This is a genomic window from Pseudonocardia sp. WMMC193, from assembly GCF_021728735.1.
GTDB classification, from domain to species: domain Bacteria; phylum Actinomycetota; class Actinomycetes; order Mycobacteriales; family Pseudonocardiaceae; genus Pseudonocardia; species Pseudonocardia oroxyli.
Genome location: NZ_JAKKDO010000003.1, coordinates 5,593,571 through 5,612,914, shown reverse-complemented (window position 1 = coordinate 5,612,914; position 19,344 = coordinate 5,593,571). Strand labels below are relative to the sequence as shown.

Sequence of the window (19,344 nt, the reverse complement as noted above, 5' to 3'; positions counted from 1 at the left end):
CGTCCGGTTCGTTGATCCGTGCAGAGGTCGCGCTCGCGCGGCCTCCTCGAGGGTAGGACGACCTCGGGTCGGGCATCGCCCGCTCCTCGCCCAGCCAGTGCGGCTCGATCAGGCAGGACGCGTTCCCGACCCGAGGGTCTCCCCGGGCGGCGACTCAGTGCGCGACGGTCTTCGCGAGGATGACCAGCGCGCCGATCCCGACGAGGATCGCCACGAGCAGGGTCCGCTTCCAGAACGGCAGGCCGGTGCGTCGGACCGCGAGGGACGCGAAGATCCCCAGCGCGACCACCGACACCCAGATCCCGGCCCGCAGCGCCGCCTCGGTCCGGAGCACCCCGAGCCCGGCGAGCAGCAGCAGGAGCGCCGGGACGACGGCGGCCTCGAGGATCTGTCCCGAGGCCCGCAGCGTCCCCGTCAGCTCGGCACCCCGCGGGGCCGAGCCGTGCGCGGCGAGGTGCGCCACGACGTCCGCGAACAGGCTCGCCGCCCACAGCGCCCCGGTCGCCACCGCCACGTCGAGCAGCGCGAGCCACGGCTCGTGCTCGTCCGCCCGCGCCAACACCAGCAGCGTGCTCAGGCAGGCGATGCCGCCGTAGATCCGCTCGCGGAGTACGGCGGCGATGCGGCTCGGCTCGGTCTCGCCCCTGATCGACATGGGCACATTCTGCTCATCGTCTCGTTGCGGTGAATCGGGCCGCGCCCGGCGCCGACTCGGGCGAGGATGGCGGCCATGCTGCTCCCCCTGGTGGCGCTCGCGATCGCGGTGCTGTGCTGCTGGGCCGCGGCGCGCCGGGTGCGCCGCGAGCCCCGCAGGCTGAGCAACGCCTACTGGCTGCTCGCCGCGCTCGTCGTCACGGTCGGTGTGCTCGGCGTCTTCAGCGCGGACACCGGCAACCCGCTGTTCGCGCTCCTGTTCGTGGCCGCGCTGTTCTCGCCGCTGTTCGCCCTGGTCCTGGGCGTGTTCCTGGTCCTCAACGGGGTGACGATGCTGCGCCGCGAGCGGGTCAGCGCGGGCAACTCGCTGTCGCTGCTCGCCGGGCTGGGCGTGCTCTCCCTGGTCGCCGCGGCGCTCCCGGTGATCCTGTCCGGGCCGACCTGGCTGAAGGCGCTCTGGCTGCTGGGCAGCCTGGTCGCGGTGTACCTCGCCTTCCAGTTCACCGCCTTCCTGGGCTACGCCTGGGTCTACGGCCTGCTGACCCGACGCCGGTCGGCCGACTGGGTGGTCGTGCTCGGGTCCGGGCTGATCGGCGACCGGGTGACCCCGCTGCTCGCGTCCCGGGTCGGGACGGGGATCGCGGAGTTCTTCCGCCGCGGCGCGCGGCTGCTCGTGCTCTCCGGCGGGCAGGGCGCCGACGAGCAGGTCGCCGAGGGGGAGGCGATGGCGCGGTGGGCGGTCGAGCACGGCGCGCCGCCCGCCGCGGTCCGCGCGGAGACCGCCTCCCGCACCACCCGGGAGAACCTGCTGTTCAGCCGGGAGCTGGTGCAGGGCCCCGGTCTGATCGTGACCAGCAACTACCACGTGCTGCGGGCGGCGATGCTGGCGCGCAGGCTCGGCGTCGACGCCCAGGCCGTCGGCGCCCCGACCGCGGGATACTTCTGGCCGAGCGCGGTGTTGCGGGAGTTCGTCGCGATCCTGCGGGAGCACCGCACGGTCCACCTCGTCCTGCTCGCACTGACCGCGCTTCCGCTCCCCGCGGTCCTGGTCGCCGTCGTCGGGTAGCCGGCGACCGGTATTGTTATACCGGGAGGTCGTCGTGATCGAGCTGAAGACGCCTGCGGAGATCGAGCGCATGCAGGTGACCGGGCGTTTCGTCGCCGAGATCCTCACCGAGGTGGGCCGGATCGCGGACGTCGGGGTGAACCTGCTGGACCTGGAGCACCACGTCCGCGCCATGATCGCGCGGCGCGGCGCGGAGTCCTGCTACTGGGACTACGCCCCCTCCTTCGGCCGCGGCCCGTTCCGCAACGTGCTGTGCCTGGCCGTCAACGACGCCGTCCTGCACGGCAAGCCGCACGACTACGTGCTGCGGGACGGGGACGTGGTCACCGCGGACATCGCCGTGAGCATCGACGGGTGGGCGGCGGACTCGGCGCGCACGGTCATCGTGGGCACGCCCGCCGAGGAGGACCTGCGGATCGTCCGCGCCACGCAGGGGGCCCTCGAGGCGGCGATCGACGCCGCCCGGCCCGGCAACCGGATCGGCGACATCTCCGCCGCGATCTCCGCCGTCGCCGCGGACCACGGCTACCCGGTCAACGACGAGTTCGGCGGCCACGGCATCGGCCGCACCATGCACGAGGACCCGCACGTCTCCAACATCGGCCGCGCCGGCCGGGGCCTGACGCTGCGCCCGGGCCTGACCCTCGCCCTCGAACCGTGGTTCGCCAGGACCACCGACAAGATCGTCTTCGACGAGGACGGCTGGACCCTGCGCTCCGCCGACGGCTCCCGCACCGCCCACTCCGAGCACACGGTCGCGATCACCGAGGGGGACGCCCTGGTCCTGACCCGCCGGGAGGACGAGCTCGCGGCTCAGGGCGCGTAGGCGGCCCAGTCCGGCATCGCCGCTCCGCCCAGGGCCGCGCCGAGCCGGTCGAGGTACCAGGCCCAGCCCGCCTCGAGATCGGCGGGCGCCACGTCCGGGACCGCGCGCTGGCTCAGCTCGACCTCGGTCCCGGTGCCCGCGCGGCTCAGGGTCAGCTCGACCCGCCAGCTCTGCGGACCCACCGGGAACTCGACGACCAGCCGGTGCGGCGGCGCGCACTCGTGGATCAGCGCGGTGACCGGCTCGCCCACCTCGCCGCCCGCGTCGACCTCGGCGGTGACGGTGACCTCCACCGTGCCACCCGGGCGTCCCCGGCCCGCATAGGTGCCGTACCAGCGGGCCAGCCGCGCGGGGTCGGTGAAGGCCGACCAGACCTCCTCGACCGGATCCGGGTAGGTCCGGCGGACGACGACGTCACGCGGTGCCACGGCGCTCTCCTTCTTCGGTGTCGCGCGCGCGGCGACCGCGGCGCAGCTCGGTGTCCAGGGCGTCCAGCCGGTCGGCGGGCAGCACGGGGGCGCGGAACCGCCCGAGCCACTCCTCCAGCGGCGCGAGCCCGGCCCGGCGCAGCGTGTACACCCGCTGCTGCCCGCGCACCTGCGCCTCCACCAGCCCGGCCTCGCGCAGCACCCGCAGGTGCCTGCTCACCGCGGGCCGGCTCACCGGGAAGCGCTCCGCGATGACTCCCGCCGCGACCGGGCCGTCCGCGAGCAGCTCCACGACCTCCCGGCGCACGGGGTCCGCGAGCGCGGCGAACAGGTCCACCCGCGTTATGTAACCAGAGGCTTAATTAAGGACCAAGTTACATAGTGACGTGACGCTCGTCACAGAGTGCTCACGGACTCCCGTCCCCCGTCGAGTCCTCGGCGACGGCCGGGTTCGGCCCCGACCTCCCGACCGAGGAGCGCACGATGGCGGACGACCCGGACCGGCACTTCGACGGCCCACCCCGCGTGCCCTCGGAGTGGCAGCCCCTCGACCAGGCGGGACAACCGGCCCCGCAGGGTCCACCCCCGGGCTCGGCCGGACCGCAGCAGGGACCCCGTCCGGGGTACGGCCCGCCACCGAACTCAGGCCCGCAGAGCTACGGCCCCCAGAGCTACGGCCCGCCGCAGGGCTACGGCCCACCTCAGGGCTATGCGCCGCCCCCCGGCTACGGGCCACCGCCGCAGGGGCCGGGCGGTCACCCCGGCCAGGGCTACGGACCGGCCCAGGGCTACGGGCCGCCGCCCCAGGGAACCCCGGGGTACCCGCCCCCGGGCTACGGACCGCCTCCACATTTCGGCCCGCCACCGGGCACCGGCCCGCAGGACCGGATGTACGACACGGGTGCCCCGGCGGGCAGGCTCGCCCCGCCCCGCCTCGGCGACCCCGAGCCGCCGCGGCGCAGACCCACCACGCTGATCGCCGTGCTGGTCGCCGCCGTGCTGGTGATCGGCGGCGGCGTCGGCTACGTGCTGCTCGGCGGTCCGCTCGGCCCGCTCCAGCCCGTGCTCGGCGGCCTCGTCGGCGGATCCGCCTCCGGGGCGGACGACGGCGGGGTCGCCGCGGACGACCCCCTGACCGACGACTCGAACGACACCGGGTTCCCCGCCGCCGTCGCTCCCCCGGACTGCCCCTTCACCGCGGCCCAGGTGTCCGACCTCGTCGGACAGCCCATGGTGGACTCCGGGAACTGCCTGTTCGGGGACGGCAAGGGCGTCGCCCAGTTCTCGGTCACGGGCAGCTCGGCGACGGCCGCCGAGGTCACCTACGACTACAGCCGCGACACGGCCACCCGGTCCTACGACCAGGTCGTCGACCTCGACACCGGCACGAAGTCCTACCTCGCCTACCGCGAGCTGCAGGCCGAGGCGAACGTCGTCGGCACGAAGTACGGCTTCACCGTGACGATGAGCAGCTTCGAACGCCTCGGCGGCGCCGCCTACGAGCCCGTGCTGCGGAAGGTGATCGCCGCGCTGCCGCAGTAGCGAGGCGGCTCACTCCAGGAGGTCCTCCAGCACGATCGGGATCCGGCGCACCCGGATGCCGGTGGCGTCGTACACCGCGTTGGCGACGGCCGCCGCCACGCCGACGACCGCGATCTCGCCCAGCCCCCGCGCCCCCACCGGGTTGTGCAGTGTGTCGGGGTAGCGCACGAACTCGACGTCCACGGTCGGGATGTCGGCGTTGACCGGGATCAGGTAGCTCGCGAAGTCGCCGTTGGCCGGGCGCCCGCTCTCCTCGATCTCCAGGCCCTCGTGCAGCGCCGCCGAGACGCCCCAGATCATGCCGCCCATGATCTGGCTGCGGGCAGCCTGCTCGTGGATGATCCGCCCGGCGTCGAACACCCCGAGCATGCGGGACATGCGCACCTCGCGCGTCCAGCGGTGCACGCGGACCTCGCAGAACTGGGCACCGAACGAGCTGAAGGAGTGCTTGGTCATCTCCTCGCCCGGCGCGGAGGTCCCGATCGCGGTGACCTCGTCCCGTCCGGCGGCCCGCAGGACCTCGCCGAACGTGGCGCTGTCCCCCTCGGCGAACACCCGCCCGTCGGCGTAGGCGACCTCCCGGCCCGCGAACAGCCCGCCCGGCCCGGTGGCCACCGCGACCAGCGCGTCGATCACCGCGGGCGCGCCCACCGCGATCGCCGAGCCCACCGACGCGGTCGCCGTCGAGCCGCCGGACATGCCGCCCGGGGGCAGGGTCGAGTCACCCAGCGCGGCCTCGACCCGCTCCGGCGGGATCGCCAGCGCCTCCGCACCGAACAGCGACAGCACGGTGCGCAGCCCCGTGCCGGGGTCGGCGCCGCTCGTCGCGACCTCGGCCGTGTCGTCCGGGCGCAGCGTGATCCGCACCGCGCAGGGGAACCGCAGCGCCGGGAACATCGCGGTGGCCGTGCCGTACCCGACGAGCCAGTCGCCGTCGCCCCGGCGGCGGTGGCGCTGCGCCCACCCGAACCGCTGCGCGCCCAGCGTGAAGCACTCGTCGAGATGCTTGCTGGACCACTGCAGGTCCCTGCCGGGCGGCGCGATCGAGCTGTTGCGCAGCCGGAGCTCGACGGGGTCCATGCCCAGCGCCACCGCGAGCTCGTCCATCGCGCTCTCCAACGCGAACGACCCGGGGGCCTCGCCCGGCGCCCGCATGAAGGTGGTCGGCGGGACGTGCAGCGGCACCATCTTCTGGGTGATCGCCAGGTTCGGCGTGGTGTACCACTCGCGCGACGTGCCGTGCGAGGTCGGCTCCACGAAGGACGGCGTCGCGGTGGTCGAGGACCAGGAGTCGTGCGCCAACGCGGTCAGGCGACCGTCGGCGTCCGCGCCGATCCGCAGGCGCTGCACGGTGGCGGGCCGGGTGGCGGTCGCGGTGAACACCTGCTCGCGGGTGAGCGCCGCCTTCACCGGCCGGCCGAGGTCGCGAGCCGCGGCCGCGCCGAGGAACGCGGACACCCCCGCGTGCCCCTTGCCCCCGAACGCCCCGCCGACGAACGGGTTCACCGCCCGCACCCGTGCCGGCTCGACGTCCAGGGCCTGGGCCAGCTGCGCCGCCTGCAGGTCCGAGCCCTGCGTCCCGCTGTAGAGGGTCAGCCGCCCGTCCTCCCACACCGCGACCGCGGAGTGCGGCTCCATCGCGGCGTGGTTCTGGGTGGCGGTCTCGTACGTCGCGTCGACCCGGACGGCGCTCGCGGCCAGGGCGTCCTCGATGGACTCCACGCCGTCGGCGAGGACCTGGAGCGTCGGCGGCTCCCCGTGCAGCGAGGGCGGGGCGTCCAGAGCGTCGGCGAGACCGGCGTGCAGGGAGGTCCGCGCCGGTCGCCGGTCGTAGGTGACCTCGACGAGCAGCGCGGCGTCGCGGGCCTGCTCGAAGGTCTCCGCGACGACGAACCCGACGGGCTGGCCGTAGTAGGTGACCTCGGTGTCCTGCAACGGGACCCACGTCTCGCCGAGGAGGGGCGACATCGGCGTCCGCAGCGGGAGCGGGTCGAACGGGGTGTACACCGCGAGCACGCCCGGTGCCGCCCGGACCGCCGCCACGTCCATCGCGGTGATCTCGCCGTGCGCGATCGTGCTGGTCACGACGTAGCCGTAGACCGTGCCGGGCGGGGTGACGTCGAGGCCGTAGCGCGCGGCCCCGGAGGTCTTGAGCGGAGCATCGGTTCGCATGGTCATCCTCGGCTCACCTCGAGCAGTGCCCGGACGACGGTCCGCGGCAGCAGCGCCGTCTTGTACCCGTTGTGCGACAGGGGCCGCGCCCCGTCGGCGGCCACCTGCGCGGCGGCCTCGAAGGCCGCCTCGTCCGCGGGGCCGCCGCGCAGGGCCGCCTCCACCGCGGTGAGCCGCCACGGCACGGTGCCCACACCGCCCGCGGCGATCCGGACGTCGGCGACCCGACCGTCCCGGACGTCGAGCGCCACCGCCACCGAGCACAGCGCGAACTCGTAGGACTGCCGGTCCCGCACCTTCACATACGTCGAGCGCGCGGCCCAGTCCAGGCGCGGGACCACGATCTCGCCGATCAGCTCGCCCGGTCGGAGGTCGTGCTCGCGCTCGGGGGTGTCGCCCGGCAGGCGGTAGAAGTCGGCGAGGGCGACGGAGCGCCCGCCCTGCGCCGAGACCAGCTCGATCCGCGCGTCGAGCGCCACGAGCGCGACGGCGAGGTCGCTGGCGTGCGTGGCCACGCAGGCGTCGCTGGTGCCCAGCACCGCGTGCATCCGGTTGGCGCCCTCGATCGCGGGGCAGCCGCTGCCCGGATCGCGGCGGTTGCACGGCATCGCGACGTCCCGGAAGTAGCCGCACCGGGTGCGCTGCATCAGGTTCCCGCCGATGCTCGCCATGTTGCGCAGCTGCTGGGAGGCGCTGAGCAGCAGCGCCCGGCTGATCACCGGGTACACCTGTGGGTGCGCGGCGACCGCGCTCATCCGTTCCAGGGCGCCGATGCGCAGATCGCCCGCGGGATCGACCTCGATCCCGCGCAACGGCAGCGCGTTGATGTCGACGACCCGGGGCGGGGTCAGGACGTCCAGCTTCATGAGGTCGACGAGCGTGGTCCCGCCCGCCAGGGCGGTCGCCCCGGAGGTCAGCGCCTCGTCGAGCGTGGTGGGTGCGGTGAGCTCAAACGCGCGCATCGGCGCTCTCCTTGGTCGACCGGGCCTGCTCGACCGCCGCGACGATGTTGGGGTAGGCCGCGCAGCGGCAGAGGTTCCCGGACATGAACTCCCGGACGTCCGCCACCTCCTGCTCCACGGCGGCGACGGCCGACATGACCTGCCCCGACGTGCAGAAACCGCACTGCAGGGCGTCCTGCTCGGCGAAGGCCTGCTGGACCGGGTGCGGTCGCCCGTCCTCGGCGAGGCCCTCCACGGTCCGGACCGGCTCCCGCACGGTGGCGGCGAGGGTGAGGCACGCGAGGACCGGTCGACCGTCGACGTGCACGGTGCACGCACCGCACTGACCGCGATCACACCCCTTCTTGGGTCCGGTGATCCCGAGCCGTTCGCGCAACGCGTCGAGCAGGGTGACCCCGGGGTCGATGCTGAGGTGTCGGGTTTCGCCATTGACTTCGAGGGTGATGTCCACGATTCGCTTCCGATGTGGTGGAAGGGGGGTCGGCGCCGCACCCGACGCTAGCGGATACTTATCCGCTCCGCAACGCGGACCCGCGCTGAGCTACCGTGACCGGATGTCCTCGAGTTCGGTCAGCCTGCGTCGGGCGGACACCCGACGCAACCGGGACCGGATCCTGGGCGTGGCCGCCGCCGCGGTCGCCACCGGCGAACTCTCGTTCAACGCCGTGGCGAAGGCCGCGGGGGTCGGCGTCGGCACCGTGTACCGGCACTTCCCCACCCAGGACGCCCTGGTGCTGGCGGTGTACGAGCGCGAGGTCGGCCACCTGATCGCGGCCGTGCCGGGGCTGCTGGCCGACCACACCCCCGAGCAGGCCTTCCGGCTCTGGGTGACCGAGTACCTCGCGCACTACATGAGGACCAAGCGCGGCCTGGCCGAAGCGCTCCAGACCGCCAGCCTCGCCGCCGAGGGGGCCTACCGGTCGATGGTGGAGGCCGGGGCGGAGCTGCTGCGCGCCAACATCGCCGCGGGCACCGTCCGACCCGACACCGATCCCGAGACGGTGCTGCGCGCCCTCGGCGGCCTGTTCTTCCTCGGCCCGGACGAGGCCGGGCGGCGCGCCGCCGAAGACCTCACCGAGCTGGTGTGGCGCGGGATCGCGACCTGACCTCGCGGGAGCGCGCCACGACGGTCACGCGAGGCTCTGCGCCCCGATGACGGACAACAGCTGGAGCTTCTCCGCGCTCTCGCTCCCCGGCGAGGCGGTGTAGACCAGCAGCGCGTGGGACTGGACCGGGTCGAGGAGGGTCTGGCAGGTCAGCTCCAGGACGCCGACCTCGGGATGGACGAAGCGCTTGTGCTCGCGAGGCTGGAGCCCGACCTCGTGTTCGGCCCACAGCGCCCCGAACTCGGCGTCGTCGGAGAGCAGCTCGACCATCGTCGCCGCGCGTGAGCCGGGGCCGCGGAGGGTGGCGACCTGCCGCAGCGCGGAGACCCACAGGCGGGAGAGGAACGGGTGGTCCTCCTCGGCGTAGAGCGCGCGGCTGGAGCGATCGGCGAACCAGCGGTAGCCGATGCTGCGGTGCAGGCCGGTGAAGCGGCTGGTGTCGCCGGTGAGGGCCACCCCGAACGCGTTCTGCCGCAACGTCTCTCCGAGCTCGGTCACGATCTCGACGGGGGTGTCGACGAGCCGGTCGAACACCCGCAGCATGCCCGGGCTGACGTGGTCGCCGCCCGCCCCGCGCAGGGGCGGCTGGTGCCCGGCGAGGAGGAACAGGTGGTCGCGCTCCTCGAGCGAGAGGTGCAGGCCCTGCGCCATGGCGGCGACCATCTGCGCCGAGGGCTGCGGGCCCCGCTGCCGCTCGATGCGCGAGTAGAAGTCCGTCGACATGTGACAGAGCGCCGCGACCTCCTCGCGGCGCAGGCCCGCGGTGCGCCTGCGCTGCCCCCGCGGGAGGCCGACGTCCTCGGGTTGCAAGGCCTCGCGACGCAGTCGCAGGAACTCCGCCAGGCCGGGTCGGTCGATCTGCACCGTTCCTTCCTACCGTTCGGGTGGACTCCGCAACCACGGATCGTCAGGCCGTGGTTGCGGATCGCGCGCCTGCGCAGACTGGGGCCATGGCACCCGACATCACCCTCCCGGACCTGACCGGGACCCGCGCTCTGCTCACCGGCGGGAGCGACGGCATCGGCCTGGGCATCGCGACCCGGCTCGCCGCCGCGGGCGCCGAGCTGATCCTGCCGGTCCGCAACCCGCGCAAGGGCGAGGCCGCCCTGGCCCGCATCCGGTCCGCGGCGCCCGGCGCGACCGTCGAGCTGCGCGCCCTCGACCTGTCCTCACTGGACTCCGTGGCCGCCCTGGGGGCGGAGCTGGTCGCCGAGGACCGGCCGCTGCACCTCCTGATCGCGAACGCGGGCGTCATGACCCCACCGGACCACCAGACCACGGCGGACGGGTTCGAGCTGCAGTTCGGCACCAACCACCTCGGCCACTTCGCCCTGGTCGGGCACCTGCTGCCGCTGCTGCGCGCCGGTCGCGCCCGGGTGGTGACCCAGGTCAGCATCGCCGCCCGCCGCGGCGCGATGCACTGGGAGGACCTCAACTGGGAACGCTCCTACGACGGCAGCCGCGCCTACGGCCAGTCCAAGGTCGCGTGTGGGCTGTTCGGACTCGAGCTCGATCGCCGCAGCCGGGCGGAGGGTTGGGGGATCACCAGCGTGCTCTCCCACCCGGGCGTGGCCCCGACGAACCTGCTGGCGGCTCGCCCCGAGGTGGGCCGGACGGAGGACACGACCGAGGTCAAGGTCATCCGCGCACTGTCCCGGCGGGGGATCCTGCTCGGCACCCCCGAGTCCGCGGGGCTGCCCGCCCTGCTCGCCGCGACGACGACGGCGAAGGGCGGCGAGTTCTACGGGCCGAAGGGGCTCGGCGGGCTCGGCGGCGGGCCCGCGCCCGCGACGCTGTACCGCCCCCTGCGCAGCGCCGAGGACGCCGCCCGGCTGTGGACGGTGTCCGAGGAGCTCACGAAGGTGGCCGTCCCGAGCCGCTGAGGCACTCGGCGATGAGTTCCGGGGGCCGGCGCGGTCCCCCTCACATGAGCACCGCCGACCGCAGCCAGGCACTCGCCGCCCTCGACGTCCTCGAGGGCACGTGGACGATCCGGCCGACACCGCCGCCCGCGTGGGGCATCGCCGACCCGGGCTCCCTGGAGGGCCGGGTGCGCTTCGAGTGGGCGCTGCGCGGCGCCTACCTGGTGGGGCGTTCCGACGCGCCGGACCCGATCCCGGACAGCATGCTCGTGATCGCCCCCCACGAGGACGCGTACCTGCAGCACTACTACGACTCCCGCGGGGTCACCCGGCTGCACCGCATGACCCTGACCGGCGGCGTCTGGACGCTGGTGCGCACCGAGGCCGACTTCAGCCCGCTCGACTTCGCCCAACGCTTCGTCGGCGAGTTCTCCCCGGACGCCTCGACCATTGACGGCCGCTGGGAGCAGTCCCACGACGGCGGACGGACGTGGGAGCTGGACTTCCGGCTCACCTACCGGCGCTGACGCGTCGACCGCGTGCTCACGCGTCCGCCGGGGCGCCGCGCGCGGCGCTCGCCGCCCGCCCCAGCAGGGCGAGGTGCAGGGCGAGGCGCACCATCGGCTGCCGGACGTCTCGCCCCAGGGCCGCGGACAGCCGGTCGGCGCGGGCGTAGGCCGCGGCGCGGCTCACCCCGATCCGCTCGGCGAAGGCCGCCACGACCCCGTCCGCCTCGGTGAAGGCCCTTGCGTCCGCGAGGAGCTCGGCGCGCCGCCGGTCGCCCAGGGCGAGGACCGGCGTCAGCTCGGACTCGACGAACCGCAGCAGCGCGGGATCGGTGCGCAGGTCCCACACCAGGCCTCGCACCCCCAGGTCCGCGGGCCGCCACGGGGCCTCGGTCGGCGGGGCACCGGTGGCGGCGGCCGCCAGGGCCGCGCGGCAGGCGGCGACGACGGCGTCCGACAGCTCGGAGAAGGTCGCGGCGGAGGCGGCGCCTGCCACCGCGGTCCCCACCGTGTTCGGCGGGAGGCTCGCGGCGCCCGCCAGGACCGCGAGCACACACCCGCCCGCGACGCCGGTCAACGCGGTCGGCGCCGCCGCGGCCAGCGCCTGCGCCGTCCCGGCCCCGCCGCCCGCCACCGCGAGCACCTCGTACGGCCCGTCCGCCGGGAGGCCGAGCGCACGGGCACGGGCCTGCAGCGTGCCCTCCCCGGCGGGGGCGGTGGCGAGCAGGTCCTCGAGCCACCGGTCCACGGCGGCACGCACGGCACCACCCGCATCCCCCCGCAGCAGCGCCGCGACGGTCAGTGTGTCGGCGGCGTGGTCGAGGACCAGCCGCGCCCGCTCGTCGTCCTCGAGGCGGACCGGGACCACGAGCCGCCCCCAGCGGGCCCGCCGCCGCCCGACCGGCACGCTCGACCATCCCTGCGGGCCGCCGCCGGGCACGCCCGTCGGGGCGTGCCGCGAGCGGGCGCCCCAGTCCCGCAGCACCTCCTCCGCCGGTCCGCCCGCCACCGCGAGCGCCCGGTGCCCGACGTCTTCGAGCACCACCGGCGCGGCCAGCAGCTCCGCGGCCTCGGCGACCACGACCTCGGCCGCCACCGCGTCCGCGGCCAGCCCGCGGAACACCGTCGCCACCCGCTCCGCGAAGGCCAGGCGCTCGTACTGCCGCCCGACGATGCGGACGTGCACGGCCTCGGTGATCTCGACGAACCGGACCGTCCGCCGCAGCTCGACCAGCGGGAACCCGAGCGCCCGGGCGGCCTGCACCCACGGTGCCGGGACCGCGCGCAGGTGCTGCCCCAGCTCGACGACGAGCGCCACCGCGCCGCCCTCCCGCAGCGCGGCCAGGTACCGGGTCGGGCTGACGGAGGGGTCGCTGACGACCACCCCGATCGACAGCACCAGCACGCCGGTCGCCAGCGTGCCCGCGGGATCGCGCTGCTCGCTGACGTGCACCCAGCGGACCGGCGCGCCCAGCGCCTCGCGCCCGGCGCGCACCACCGGCGCCCCCGCCTGCAGGACGGGGAGCTCGAGGACCTCCGCGACGGTGGTGAACACGCCGCCAGCATGACAGATCGTCGGATTCGGGCCAGGATCCTGACAGATCGCCACCTGAGTCGATCCCGGAGCGCGCCCAGACTCGGACCATGGCACCCGCTGCAGTCCCCGTGCTCTCCCACTGGGCCGACGGCCAGAAGGTCGACGGCAAGTCCGGCCGGTTCTCCGACGTCACCAACCCCGCGACCGGCGAGGTGACCGCGTCCCTGCCGCTGGCGTCGGAGCAGGAGGCGGCCGAGGTGATCGCCGCCGCGAAGGCCGCCTTCCCGGGATGGCGGGACACCTCCCTGGCCCGACGGACCCGGATCCTGTTCACCTTCCGGCAGCTGCTCGACGAACGCGCCGGGGAGCTGGCGGCGCTCATCACCGCCGAGCACGGCAAGGTCCTCTCCGACGCCGCGGGCGAGGTCGCCCGCGGCCAGGAGGTCGTGGAGTTCGCCTGCGGGGCACCGCACCTGCTCAAGGGGTCGGCCACGCAGAACGCCTCCACCGGGGTGGACGTCGCCTCGATCCGGCAGCCACTGGGCGTCGTGGGCATCGTCTCGCCGTTCAACTTCCCGGCCATGGTGCCGATGTGGTTCTTCCCCATCGCGATCGCCGCGGGCAACACCGTGGTGCTCAAGCCCTCGGAGAAGGTGCCGAGCGCGGCGCTGTGGATCGCCGAGCTGTGGAAGGAGGCGGGGCTGCCCGACGGCGTGTTCAACGTCCTCAACGGCGACAAGACCGCCGTCGACGCACTCCTGACCTCACCGGACGTCAGGAGCATCAGCTTCGTCGGCTCCACCCCGATCGCGCGCTACGTCTACGAGACCGGCACCGCGCACGGCAAGCGGGTGCAGGCCCTGGGCGGGGCGAAGAACCACATGGTGGTCCTGCCCGACGCCGACCTCGACCTGGCCGCCGACCAGGCGGTCAACGCGGGCTTCGGCTCGGCGGGCGAGCGCTGCATGGCGATCTCCGCGCTGGTCGCGGTGGGCGACATCGCCGACGAGCTGGTCGCGCGGATCGCGGACCGCGCCGTGGCCCTGCGGACCGGTGACGGGACCCGGGGCTGCGACATGGGACCGCTGGTGACCAGGGCGGCGCAGGAGCGGGTGTCGGGCTACATCGACGCCGGACAGGCCGCGGGCGCCACGGTGGTGGTCGACGGGCGGGCGGGTTCCTACGACGCCGACGGTGCGGGGTTCTTCGTCGGGCCCACCCTGTTCGACCACGTCACGCCCGACATGACGATCTACACCGACGAGATCTTCGGCCCCGTGCTGTCGGTGGTCCGGGTGGACACCTTCGACGAGGCCGTCGAGCTGGTCAACGCCAACCCGTACGGCAACGGCACGGCGATCTTCACCAACGACGGCGGCGCGGCCCGGCGGTTCCAGACCGAGATCGAGGTCGGGATGGTCGGGGTGAACGTGCCGGTGCCGGTCCCGATGGCCTACTACTCCTTCGGCGGCTGGAAGAGCTCGCTGTTCGGCGACACCCACGCCCACGGCACCGACGGCTTCCACTTCTTCACCCGCGGCAAGGTCGTCACCACCCGCTGGCTCGACCCGAGCCACGGCGGGATCAACCTCGGATTCCCCCAGAACGCCTGACAGGAGCAGCCATGACCGCCGTCGAGAACCCGACCGCCCCGGCGCACCCGGCTGCCGAGGCCGCCGCCCGCCACCTCTGGATGCACTTCGCCCGCTCCGGCGCCTACGGGCCCGACAACCCCGTCCCGGTGATCACCAAGGGCGAGGGCGTGCGGCTCACCGACTCCCGCGGGCGCACGATCCTCGACGGGCTCGCCGGCCTGTTCGTCGTGCAGGCCGGGCACGGGCGCCGCGAGCTCGCCGAGGTCGCGGCGAAGCAGGCCGCGGAGCTCGCCTACTTCCCCGTCTGGGGCTACACGACGCCGCCCGCCGCCGCGCTCGCCGAGCGGCTGGCCCACCTCGCGCCCGGCGACCTCAACCGGGTCTTCTTCACCTCGGGCGGCGGCGAGGCCGTCGAGTCGGCGTGGAAGGTGGCGAAGCAGTACTTCAAGCTCGTCGGGAAGCCGTTGAAGCACAAGGTGATCAGCCGGTCGGTGGCCTACCACGGCACCCCGCACGGCGCCATGGCCATCACCGGCCTGCCGATGATGAAGAAGGACTTCGAGCCCCTCGCCCCCGGCGGCTTCCGGGTGCCCAACACCAACCGCTACCGCCACCCCGAGTTCGCCGACGACGCGGAGGGGCAGGCGGCCTTCGGCCGCTGGGCCGCCGACCGCATCGAGGAGGCGATCCTGTTCGAGGGCGCCGACACCGTGGCGGCCGTGGTGCTCGAGCCCGTGCAGAACTCCGGCGGCTGCCTCACCCCGCCGCCCGGCTACTTCGCGCGCGTCCGCGAGATCTGCGACCGGCACGACGTGCTGCTCGTGTCCGACGAGGTGATCTGCGCCTTCGGCAGGCACGGCCACACCTTCGCCTGCGCGAAGTTCGGCTACGTCCCCGACCTGATCACCTGCGCCAAGGGCATGACCTCCGGCTACGGCCCGCTCGGCGCGCTGATCGCCTCCGACCGCGTGATGGAGCCCTTCCTGCGCCCCGGCGTGACCTTCCCGCACGGCTACACCTGGGGCGGGCACCCGGTGTCCGCCGCGGTGGCGCTCGCCAACCTCGACCTGATGGAGCGCGAGGGGCTCCACCAGCGGGTGCTCGACCACGAGCAGGCCTTCGGGGACACCCTGCGCAGGCTGCTGGACCTGCCGATCGTGGGCGACGTGCGCGGTGACGGCTACTTCTGGGCGGTCGAGCTGGTGAAGGACAAGAACAGCCGGGAGACCTTCGGTGCCGACGAGCGCGAGCGCCTGGTCCGCGGCTTCCTGCCGCGGGCCCTGCTGGACGCCGGCCTGTACTGCCGCCCGGACGACCGCGGAGACGTCGTGATCCAGCTGGCCCCGCCGCTGATCGCGGGCCAGGCCGAGTTCGACGAGATCGAGACGATCCTGCGCCACGTCCTCGTCCAGGCGGAGCAGGTCGTCTGATCGTCGGGGCACTGGACGGGACCGGCCGCCGACCGGTACGAGTGGCGGGTCCCCCAGCCGCACCGCCGAGGAGCACTGAGCGCACCGTGTCGCGTCGTGGCCACCCGACCGGGCCCACCGGCCCGGTCGTGTCGCGTGCGCTCACGCTGCTGGACACCTTCTCCACCACGAGACGCGCGCTGACGCTCAGCCAGCTCGCCGCCGCGGCGGGCGTCCCGCTCTCGACCGCTCACCGACTCGTCGCCGAGCTGGTGGCGTGGGGCGCGCTCGAACGGGCGGAGGACGGGAGCTACCACATCGGCCTGCGGCTGTGGGAGCTCGGCGCGCTGGCCCCCCGCGGCCCGGGCCTGCGCGAGCGGGCGCTGCCCTTCCTGGAGGACCTGTCCCAGATCAGCCGGGAGAACGTGCAGCTCGCCGTGCGCGAGGGCACCGAGGTGGTGTTCGTCGAGCGGATCGCGGGCTCGGGAGCCGTGCCCGTGCTCACCCGCGTCGGCGGGCGCTTCGCCCTCACGGCGACCGGGGTCGGCCTGGTCCTGCTCGCGCACGCCCCCACCGACGTCCAGGACGACGTGCTCGGCGGGCCCATCGCGAGCTTCACCGAGAAGACCGTCACCGATCCCGCGCGGCTGCGCGGGATGCTCGCCGACGTCCGCACGAACGGGTTCTCGATCAGCGACCGGCAGGTCACGCTGGACTCCCTCTCCGTCGGCGCCCCCGTCCACGACCAGCGCGGACAGATCGTCGCCGCGGTCTCGCTCGTCGTCCGGTACGGCTCGGTCTCCCCGCACGCCGTCGTGCCGCTCGTCCGGACCAGCGCACGGGCCATCAGCCGGGCGCTCGCCGAACCCTACTGAGCAACTCTTCCATTTTCCGGAAGCCCGGTTCAGCTGCGTGACGCGCGGACCGCATCCTCCCTAGGCCCGACCACCACCTCGTCCGGGCCCGAGCAGTCGACAACGGAGTGCTGCCATGCGTGATTCCCGCCTTCCCGTCCGCCCCGGTGGCCCGCGATGAGCGCCACCGTCCGCGACCTGATCGACGAGCGACCCATGTCCCGCTTCCAGTGGAGCGCGGTCGTCGTCTGCGTGCTGCTCAACATGATCGACGGCTTCGACGTGCTGGTGATGGCCTTCACCGGCAAGTCCGTCTCGGCCGAGTGGGGCCTGACCGGTGCCCAGCTCGGTCTGCTGCTGTCCGCCGGACTGATCGGCATGGCGCTGGGTTCGATGTTCGTCGCGCCGTGGGCCGACCGGATCGGCCGCAGGCCGATGGTGCTCGGCTGCCTGACGGTCGCCGCGGCCGCCATGCTGCTCTCCTCGGTCAGCCAGGCCGCCTGGCAGCTCGGCGGGCTGCGGGCGCTGACCGGGATCGGCATCGGCGGCGTGCTGGCCACCAGCAACGTCATCGCCGCCGAGTACGCCTCCGCCCGGTGGCGGGGACTCGCCGTCAGCCTCAACTCGACCGGCTACGCCCTCGGCGCGACCCTCGGCGGCCTGCTCGCCGTGCTCCTGATCGGCCAGTTCGGCTGGCGGTCGGTGTTCCTGGTCGGCGGCCTCGCGACCGCGCTCGCCATCCCGCTGGTGTGGTGGCGGCTGCCCGAGTCGCTGGACTTCCTCGTGGCCCGCCGCCCGGCCGCGGCCCTGGAGCGGATCAACGGCCTGCTCGCCAGGATGGGGCACGCGGCGCTCGCCGTCCTCCCCGAGCGCCCCGCGGCCCCGCGCGGAGTCGCCGCGGGCTACCGCGAGCTCCTCACCCCGAGGCTCCGCCGCACCACGCTGGTGCTGTGGGTCGTCTTCTTCTGCATCATGGCGGGCTTCTACTTCGTCACCAGCTGGACGCCCACCCTGCTCACCGAGGCCGGGCTCTCCCCGACCGCCGGCATCGCGGGCGGCACGCTGCTGAACGTCGGCGGCATCTTCGGCGCCGCGCTGCTCGGCCTGCTGGCCGCCCGCTTCCCCCTGCGGAACGTCCTCGCCGCCTACCTCGTCGCGACCGGGGCCCTGCTCGCCTTCTTCATCGCGACCACCTCGTCGCTGGCGTTCGCCCTGGTCGTCGCCGTGGTGATCGGGCTGTTCGTGAACGGCTGCGTCGCGGGCCTCTACGCCCTGACCCCCACGGTGTACGAGTCCGCGGTGCGGACGACCGGGGTCGGCACCGGGCTGGCGATCGGCCGCGCGGGCGCGATCCTCGCCCCCACCCTGGCCGGCACCCTGCTCGACGGCGGCTGGACCCCGCAGTCGCTGTACCTGCTGTTCGGCGTCGTCTTCGTCGTCGCCGCGGCCACCCTGTTCCTCCTGCGGCTGCGCACCGCGGCCGATGTCCCCACCACCCGAGCCGAGGGAGTCCCGTCGTGAGCGCCATCCCGCGCAACCAGTGGTACGTCGCCGCGTACTCCGCCGAGATCGAGCACGCGCTGTTCGCCCGCACGATCTGCGACGAGCCGATCCTGTTCTGGCGCACCGAGGCCGGCGAGGTCGTCGCCCACTCCGACCGGTGCGTGCACCGCCGGTTCCCGCTGTCCCAGGCCCCGTCCCGGCTGGTCGACGGCGCCGTGGTCTGCGGCTACCACGGCTTCACCTACGGCGCGGACGGCAAGTGCGTGGCCGTGCCTGGGCAGACCCGCGTGCCGCGCACCGCCCGGCTCACCTCGTACCCGGTCGCGGAGCTGGACTCGCTGGTCTGGATCTGGATCGGGGATCCGGGGCTGGCCGACGAGTCGCGCATCCCGCGCGCCACGTACCTGGACGCCGAGGGCTACACGACCGTCCGCGGCCTGGAGCCGCTGGCCGCGCGGTTCTCGCTGCTGGTGGACAACCTGCTCGACCTGTCCCACGAGACCTACCTGCACGGCGGCTACATCGGCACCCCCGAGGTGGCCTCGACGCCGATCACGACCGAGGTGGACGACGACGCCGGGATCGTCTACGTGTCCCGCCACATGGCGGACGCCGAGTGCCCGCCGTTCTACGCGAAGTCGACCGGGCTGCAGGGGCGCATCGCCCGCTGGCAGGACATCGAGTACACGCCGCCGTGCCTGTACAAGCTGCACAGCCGGATCGCGCCGGTCGGGTCGGTCCCGAACCCGGACGGCACGGACCCGGACGCCTTCCACGTCGAGGTCGTGTACGCCATCACGCCGGAGACCGAGCACTCCACCCACGACTTCTGGATGGTCGCCCGCGACTTCGCCCTCGACGACGAGGAGGTCTCGGCCTTCCTCGCCGAGAACAACCGGACCGTCGTCCTGCAGGACGTCGTCGCCCTCGACGTGCTCGAACAGGTAGTCGCGCGCGAGCCCGCGGGCTACCAGGAGCTGTCGATCAACATCGACACCGGTGGTCTGGCGGCGCGGCGGATGCTGGCCCGGATGGTCGGCGAGGCACCGCGCAACGCCCCGGCCGCCCGATGACCGGGGGAGGCGAGATCCCGGAGGCGCCCCCGGTCCTGGAGGGGGAGCGGGTCTACCGCATCCACTGGGTGCTGGGCACCGACCGGCTCCGCGCGGTCTGCCACTGCGGCGCCGAACGGGACTTCGAGGACCCCGTCGAGCTGTGGGAGTGGCTGCTCGGCCACCCCACCGGCCACCACGCCGACCCCCGCGACTCCGCCCCGCCGCCGGACGACCGCGCGCGGGTCCTCGCCCACACCTGAGGAGGAC

Annotated in this window: 20 protein-coding genes; 12 read left to right on the top strand and 8 right to left on the bottom strand. The window is 74.1% G+C overall.

What is annotated here, in order from left to right:
* Positions 1-154: 154 nt before the first annotated feature.
* The gene (locus L3X23_RS28835; RefSeq protein WP_093082863.1) at positions 155-655 is read right to left on the bottom strand and encodes a hypothetical protein; all 501 of its coding nucleotides are present in this window, start codon (positions 653-655) and stop codon (positions 155-157) included.
* A 75-nt stretch (positions 656-730) separates the two neighbouring features.
* On the opposite strand from L3X23_RS28835, the gene L3X23_RS28830 reads away from it, so the two are divergent.
* On the top strand, positions 731-1,720 hold the full coding sequence (locus tag L3X23_RS28830) for a YdcF family protein (protein ID WP_237196109.1): 990 nt from the start codon (positions 731-733) through the stop codon (positions 1,718-1,720).
* 34 nt (positions 1,721-1,754) lie between these two features.
* Complete coding sequence (map, locus tag L3X23_RS28825; protein ID WP_237196108.1) at positions 1,755-2,546, top strand: type I methionyl aminopeptidase; 792 nt, start codon at positions 1,755-1,757, stop codon at positions 2,544-2,546.
* On the opposite strand, the gene L3X23_RS28820 is transcribed toward map, so the two are convergent.
* Both L3X23_RS28820 and L3X23_RS28815 read right to left on the bottom strand, forming a co-directional pair.
* Positions 2,534-2,974: an SRPBCC domain-containing protein gene (locus L3X23_RS28820; RefSeq protein ID WP_237196106.1), complete on the bottom strand. Its 441-nt coding sequence runs from the start codon at positions 2,972-2,974 to the stop codon at positions 2,534-2,536. The two genes, map and L3X23_RS28820, sit on opposite strands and share 13 nt — an antisense overlap.
* Positions 2,961-3,311: a helix-turn-helix transcriptional regulator gene (locus tag L3X23_RS28815; protein ID WP_237196103.1), complete on the bottom strand. Its 351-nt coding sequence runs from the start codon at positions 3,309-3,311 to the stop codon at positions 2,961-2,963. Before L3X23_RS28815 ends, L3X23_RS28820 begins: the two co-directional genes overlap by 14 nt.
* 146 nt (positions 3,312-3,457) lie before the next feature.
* Here L3X23_RS28815 and L3X23_RS28810 point away from each other — a divergent pair, with 146 nt between their 5' ends.
* Positions 3,458-4,516, top strand: a complete 1,059-nt coding sequence (locus L3X23_RS28810) for a hypothetical protein (RefSeq protein ID WP_237196100.1) — start codon at positions 3,458-3,460, stop codon at positions 4,514-4,516.
* A 9-nt stretch (positions 4,517-4,525) separates the two neighbouring features.
* Here the strand turns inward: L3X23_RS28810 and L3X23_RS28805 are convergent, their stop codons facing one another.
* Genes L3X23_RS28805 through L3X23_RS28795 form a run of 3 tightly spaced genes read right to left on the bottom strand, consistent with a single transcriptional unit; the run spans position 4,526 to position 8,101 of the window.
* Positions 4,526-6,694 carry a xanthine dehydrogenase family protein molybdopterin-binding subunit gene (locus L3X23_RS28805; RefSeq protein WP_237196099.1) on the bottom strand — a complete coding sequence of 723 codons (2,169 nt, stop codon included), beginning with the start codon at positions 6,692-6,694 and terminating at the stop codon, positions 4,526-4,528.
* On the bottom strand, positions 6,691-7,650 hold the full coding sequence (locus tag L3X23_RS28800; RefSeq protein WP_237196097.1) for a xanthine dehydrogenase family protein subunit M: 960 nt from the start codon (positions 7,648-7,650) through the stop codon (positions 6,691-6,693). The genes L3X23_RS28805 and L3X23_RS28800 overlap by 4 nt, the downstream gene beginning before the upstream one ends.
* Complete coding sequence (locus L3X23_RS28795; RefSeq protein ID WP_237196095.1) at positions 7,637-8,101, bottom strand: (2Fe-2S)-binding protein; 465 nt, start codon at positions 8,099-8,101, stop codon at positions 7,637-7,639. The genes L3X23_RS28800 and L3X23_RS28795 overlap by 14 nt, the downstream gene beginning before the upstream one ends.
* Before the next feature lie 103 nt (positions 8,102-8,204).
* On the opposite strand from L3X23_RS28795, the gene L3X23_RS28790 reads away from it, so the two are divergent.
* Complete coding sequence (locus L3X23_RS28790) at positions 8,205-8,756, top strand: TetR/AcrR family transcriptional regulator (protein WP_237196093.1); 552 nt, start codon at positions 8,205-8,207, stop codon at positions 8,754-8,756.
* A gap of 24 nt (positions 8,757-8,780) precedes the next feature.
* Here the strand turns inward: L3X23_RS28790 and L3X23_RS28785 are convergent, their stop codons facing one another.
* Positions 8,781-9,614: a helix-turn-helix transcriptional regulator gene (locus L3X23_RS28785; protein WP_237198148.1), complete on the bottom strand. Its 834-nt coding sequence runs from the start codon at positions 9,612-9,614 to the stop codon at positions 8,781-8,783.
* Positions 9,615-9,706: 92 nt separating this feature from the next.
* On the opposite strand from L3X23_RS28785, the gene L3X23_RS28780 reads away from it, so the two are divergent.
* Positions 9,707-10,639, top strand: a complete 933-nt coding sequence (locus tag L3X23_RS28780; RefSeq protein ID WP_237196091.1) for an SDR family oxidoreductase — start codon at positions 9,707-9,709, stop codon at positions 10,637-10,639.
* Between the two features lie 44 nt (positions 10,640-10,683).
* Positions 10,684-11,145, top strand: a complete 462-nt coding sequence (locus L3X23_RS28775) for a hypothetical protein (protein WP_237196090.1) — start codon at positions 10,684-10,686, stop codon at positions 11,143-11,145.
* Between the two features lie 16 nt (positions 11,146-11,161).
* On the opposite strand, the gene L3X23_RS28770 is transcribed toward L3X23_RS28775, so the two are convergent.
* Positions 11,162-12,679: a PucR family transcriptional regulator ligand-binding domain-containing protein gene (locus tag L3X23_RS28770; protein ID WP_237196088.1), complete on the bottom strand. Its 1,518-nt coding sequence runs from the start codon at positions 12,677-12,679 to the stop codon at positions 11,162-11,164.
* A gap of 89 nt (positions 12,680-12,768) precedes the next feature.
* Between L3X23_RS28770 and L3X23_RS28765 the strand changes: the two genes are divergently transcribed.
* The 6 genes from L3X23_RS28765 (at position 12,769) to L3X23_RS28740 (ending at position 19,337) form a co-directional block, all read left to right on the top strand.
* The gene (locus tag L3X23_RS28765) at positions 12,769-14,274 is read left to right on the top strand and encodes a CoA-acylating methylmalonate-semialdehyde dehydrogenase (protein WP_237196085.1); all 1,506 of its coding nucleotides are present in this window, start codon (positions 12,769-12,771) and stop codon (positions 14,272-14,274) included.
* Positions 14,275-14,285: 11 nt separating this feature from the next.
* Positions 14,286-15,686: an aspartate aminotransferase family protein gene (locus L3X23_RS28760; protein WP_237196084.1), complete on the top strand. Its 1,401-nt coding sequence runs from the start codon at positions 14,286-14,288 to the stop codon at positions 15,684-15,686.
* A gap of 86 nt (positions 15,687-15,772) precedes the next feature.
* Positions 15,773-16,540, top strand: coding sequence for an IclR family transcriptional regulator (locus L3X23_RS28755; protein WP_308116954.1), 768 nt, complete (start codon positions 15,773-15,775; stop codon positions 16,538-16,540).
* Between the two features lie 156 nt (positions 16,541-16,696).
* Complete coding sequence (locus L3X23_RS28750; RefSeq protein WP_093082941.1) at positions 16,697-18,040, top strand: MFS transporter; 1,344 nt, start codon at positions 16,697-16,699, stop codon at positions 18,038-18,040.
* Positions 18,037-19,095, top strand: a complete 1,059-nt coding sequence (locus L3X23_RS28745; RefSeq protein ID WP_237196082.1) for an aromatic ring-hydroxylating dioxygenase subunit alpha — start codon at positions 18,037-18,039, stop codon at positions 19,093-19,095. Before L3X23_RS28750 ends, L3X23_RS28745 begins: the two co-directional genes overlap by 4 nt.
* On the top strand, positions 19,092-19,337 hold the full coding sequence (locus L3X23_RS28740) for a hypothetical protein (protein WP_237196080.1): 246 nt from the start codon (positions 19,092-19,094) through the stop codon (positions 19,335-19,337). The genes L3X23_RS28745 and L3X23_RS28740 overlap by 4 nt, the downstream gene beginning before the upstream one ends.
* Positions 19,338-19,344: the final 7 nt, after the last annotated feature.

Excerpts from the sequence above, each read along its gene's own strand:
- L3X23_RS28740 (WP_237196080.1), top strand. The coding sequence starts at position 19,092 with ATGACCGGGGGAGGCGAGATCCCGGAGGCGCCCCCGGTCCTGGAGGGG.
- L3X23_RS28810 (WP_237196100.1), top strand. The coding sequence starts at position 3,458 with ATGGCGGACGACCCGGACCGGCACTTCGACGGCCCACCCCGCGTGCCC.
- L3X23_RS28765 (WP_237196085.1), top strand. The coding sequence starts at position 12,769 with ATGGCACCCGCTGCAGTCCCCGTGCTCTCCCACTGGGCCGACGGCCAG.
- L3X23_RS28800 (WP_237196097.1), bottom strand. The coding sequence starts at position 7,650 with ATGCGCGCGTTTGAGCTCACCGCACCCACCACGCTCGACGAGGCGCTG.
- L3X23_RS28760 (WP_237196084.1), top strand. The coding sequence starts at position 14,286 with ATGACCGCCGTCGAGAACCCGACCGCCCCGGCGCACCCGGCTGCCGAG.
- L3X23_RS28775 (WP_237196090.1), top strand. The coding sequence starts at position 10,684 with ATGAGCACCGCCGACCGCAGCCAGGCACTCGCCGCCCTCGACGTCCTC.
- L3X23_RS28790 (WP_237196093.1), top strand. The coding sequence starts at position 8,205 with ATGTCCTCGAGTTCGGTCAGCCTGCGTCGGGCGGACACCCGACGCAAC.
- L3X23_RS28805 (WP_237196099.1), bottom strand. The coding sequence starts at position 6,694 with ATGACCATGCGAACCGATGCTCCGCTCAAGACCTCCGGGGCCGCGCGC.
- L3X23_RS28835 (WP_093082863.1), bottom strand. The coding sequence starts at position 655 with ATGTCGATCAGGGGCGAGACCGAGCCGAGCCGCATCGCCGCCGTACTC.
- L3X23_RS28830 (WP_237196109.1), top strand. The coding sequence starts at position 731 with ATGCTGCTCCCCCTGGTGGCGCTCGCGATCGCGGTGCTGTGCTGCTGG.
- L3X23_RS28780 (WP_237196091.1), top strand. The coding sequence starts at position 9,707 with ATGGCACCCGACATCACCCTCCCGGACCTGACCGGGACCCGCGCTCTG.
- L3X23_RS28750 (WP_093082941.1), top strand. The coding sequence starts at position 16,697 with ATGAGCGCCACCGTCCGCGACCTGATCGACGAGCGACCCATGTCCCGC.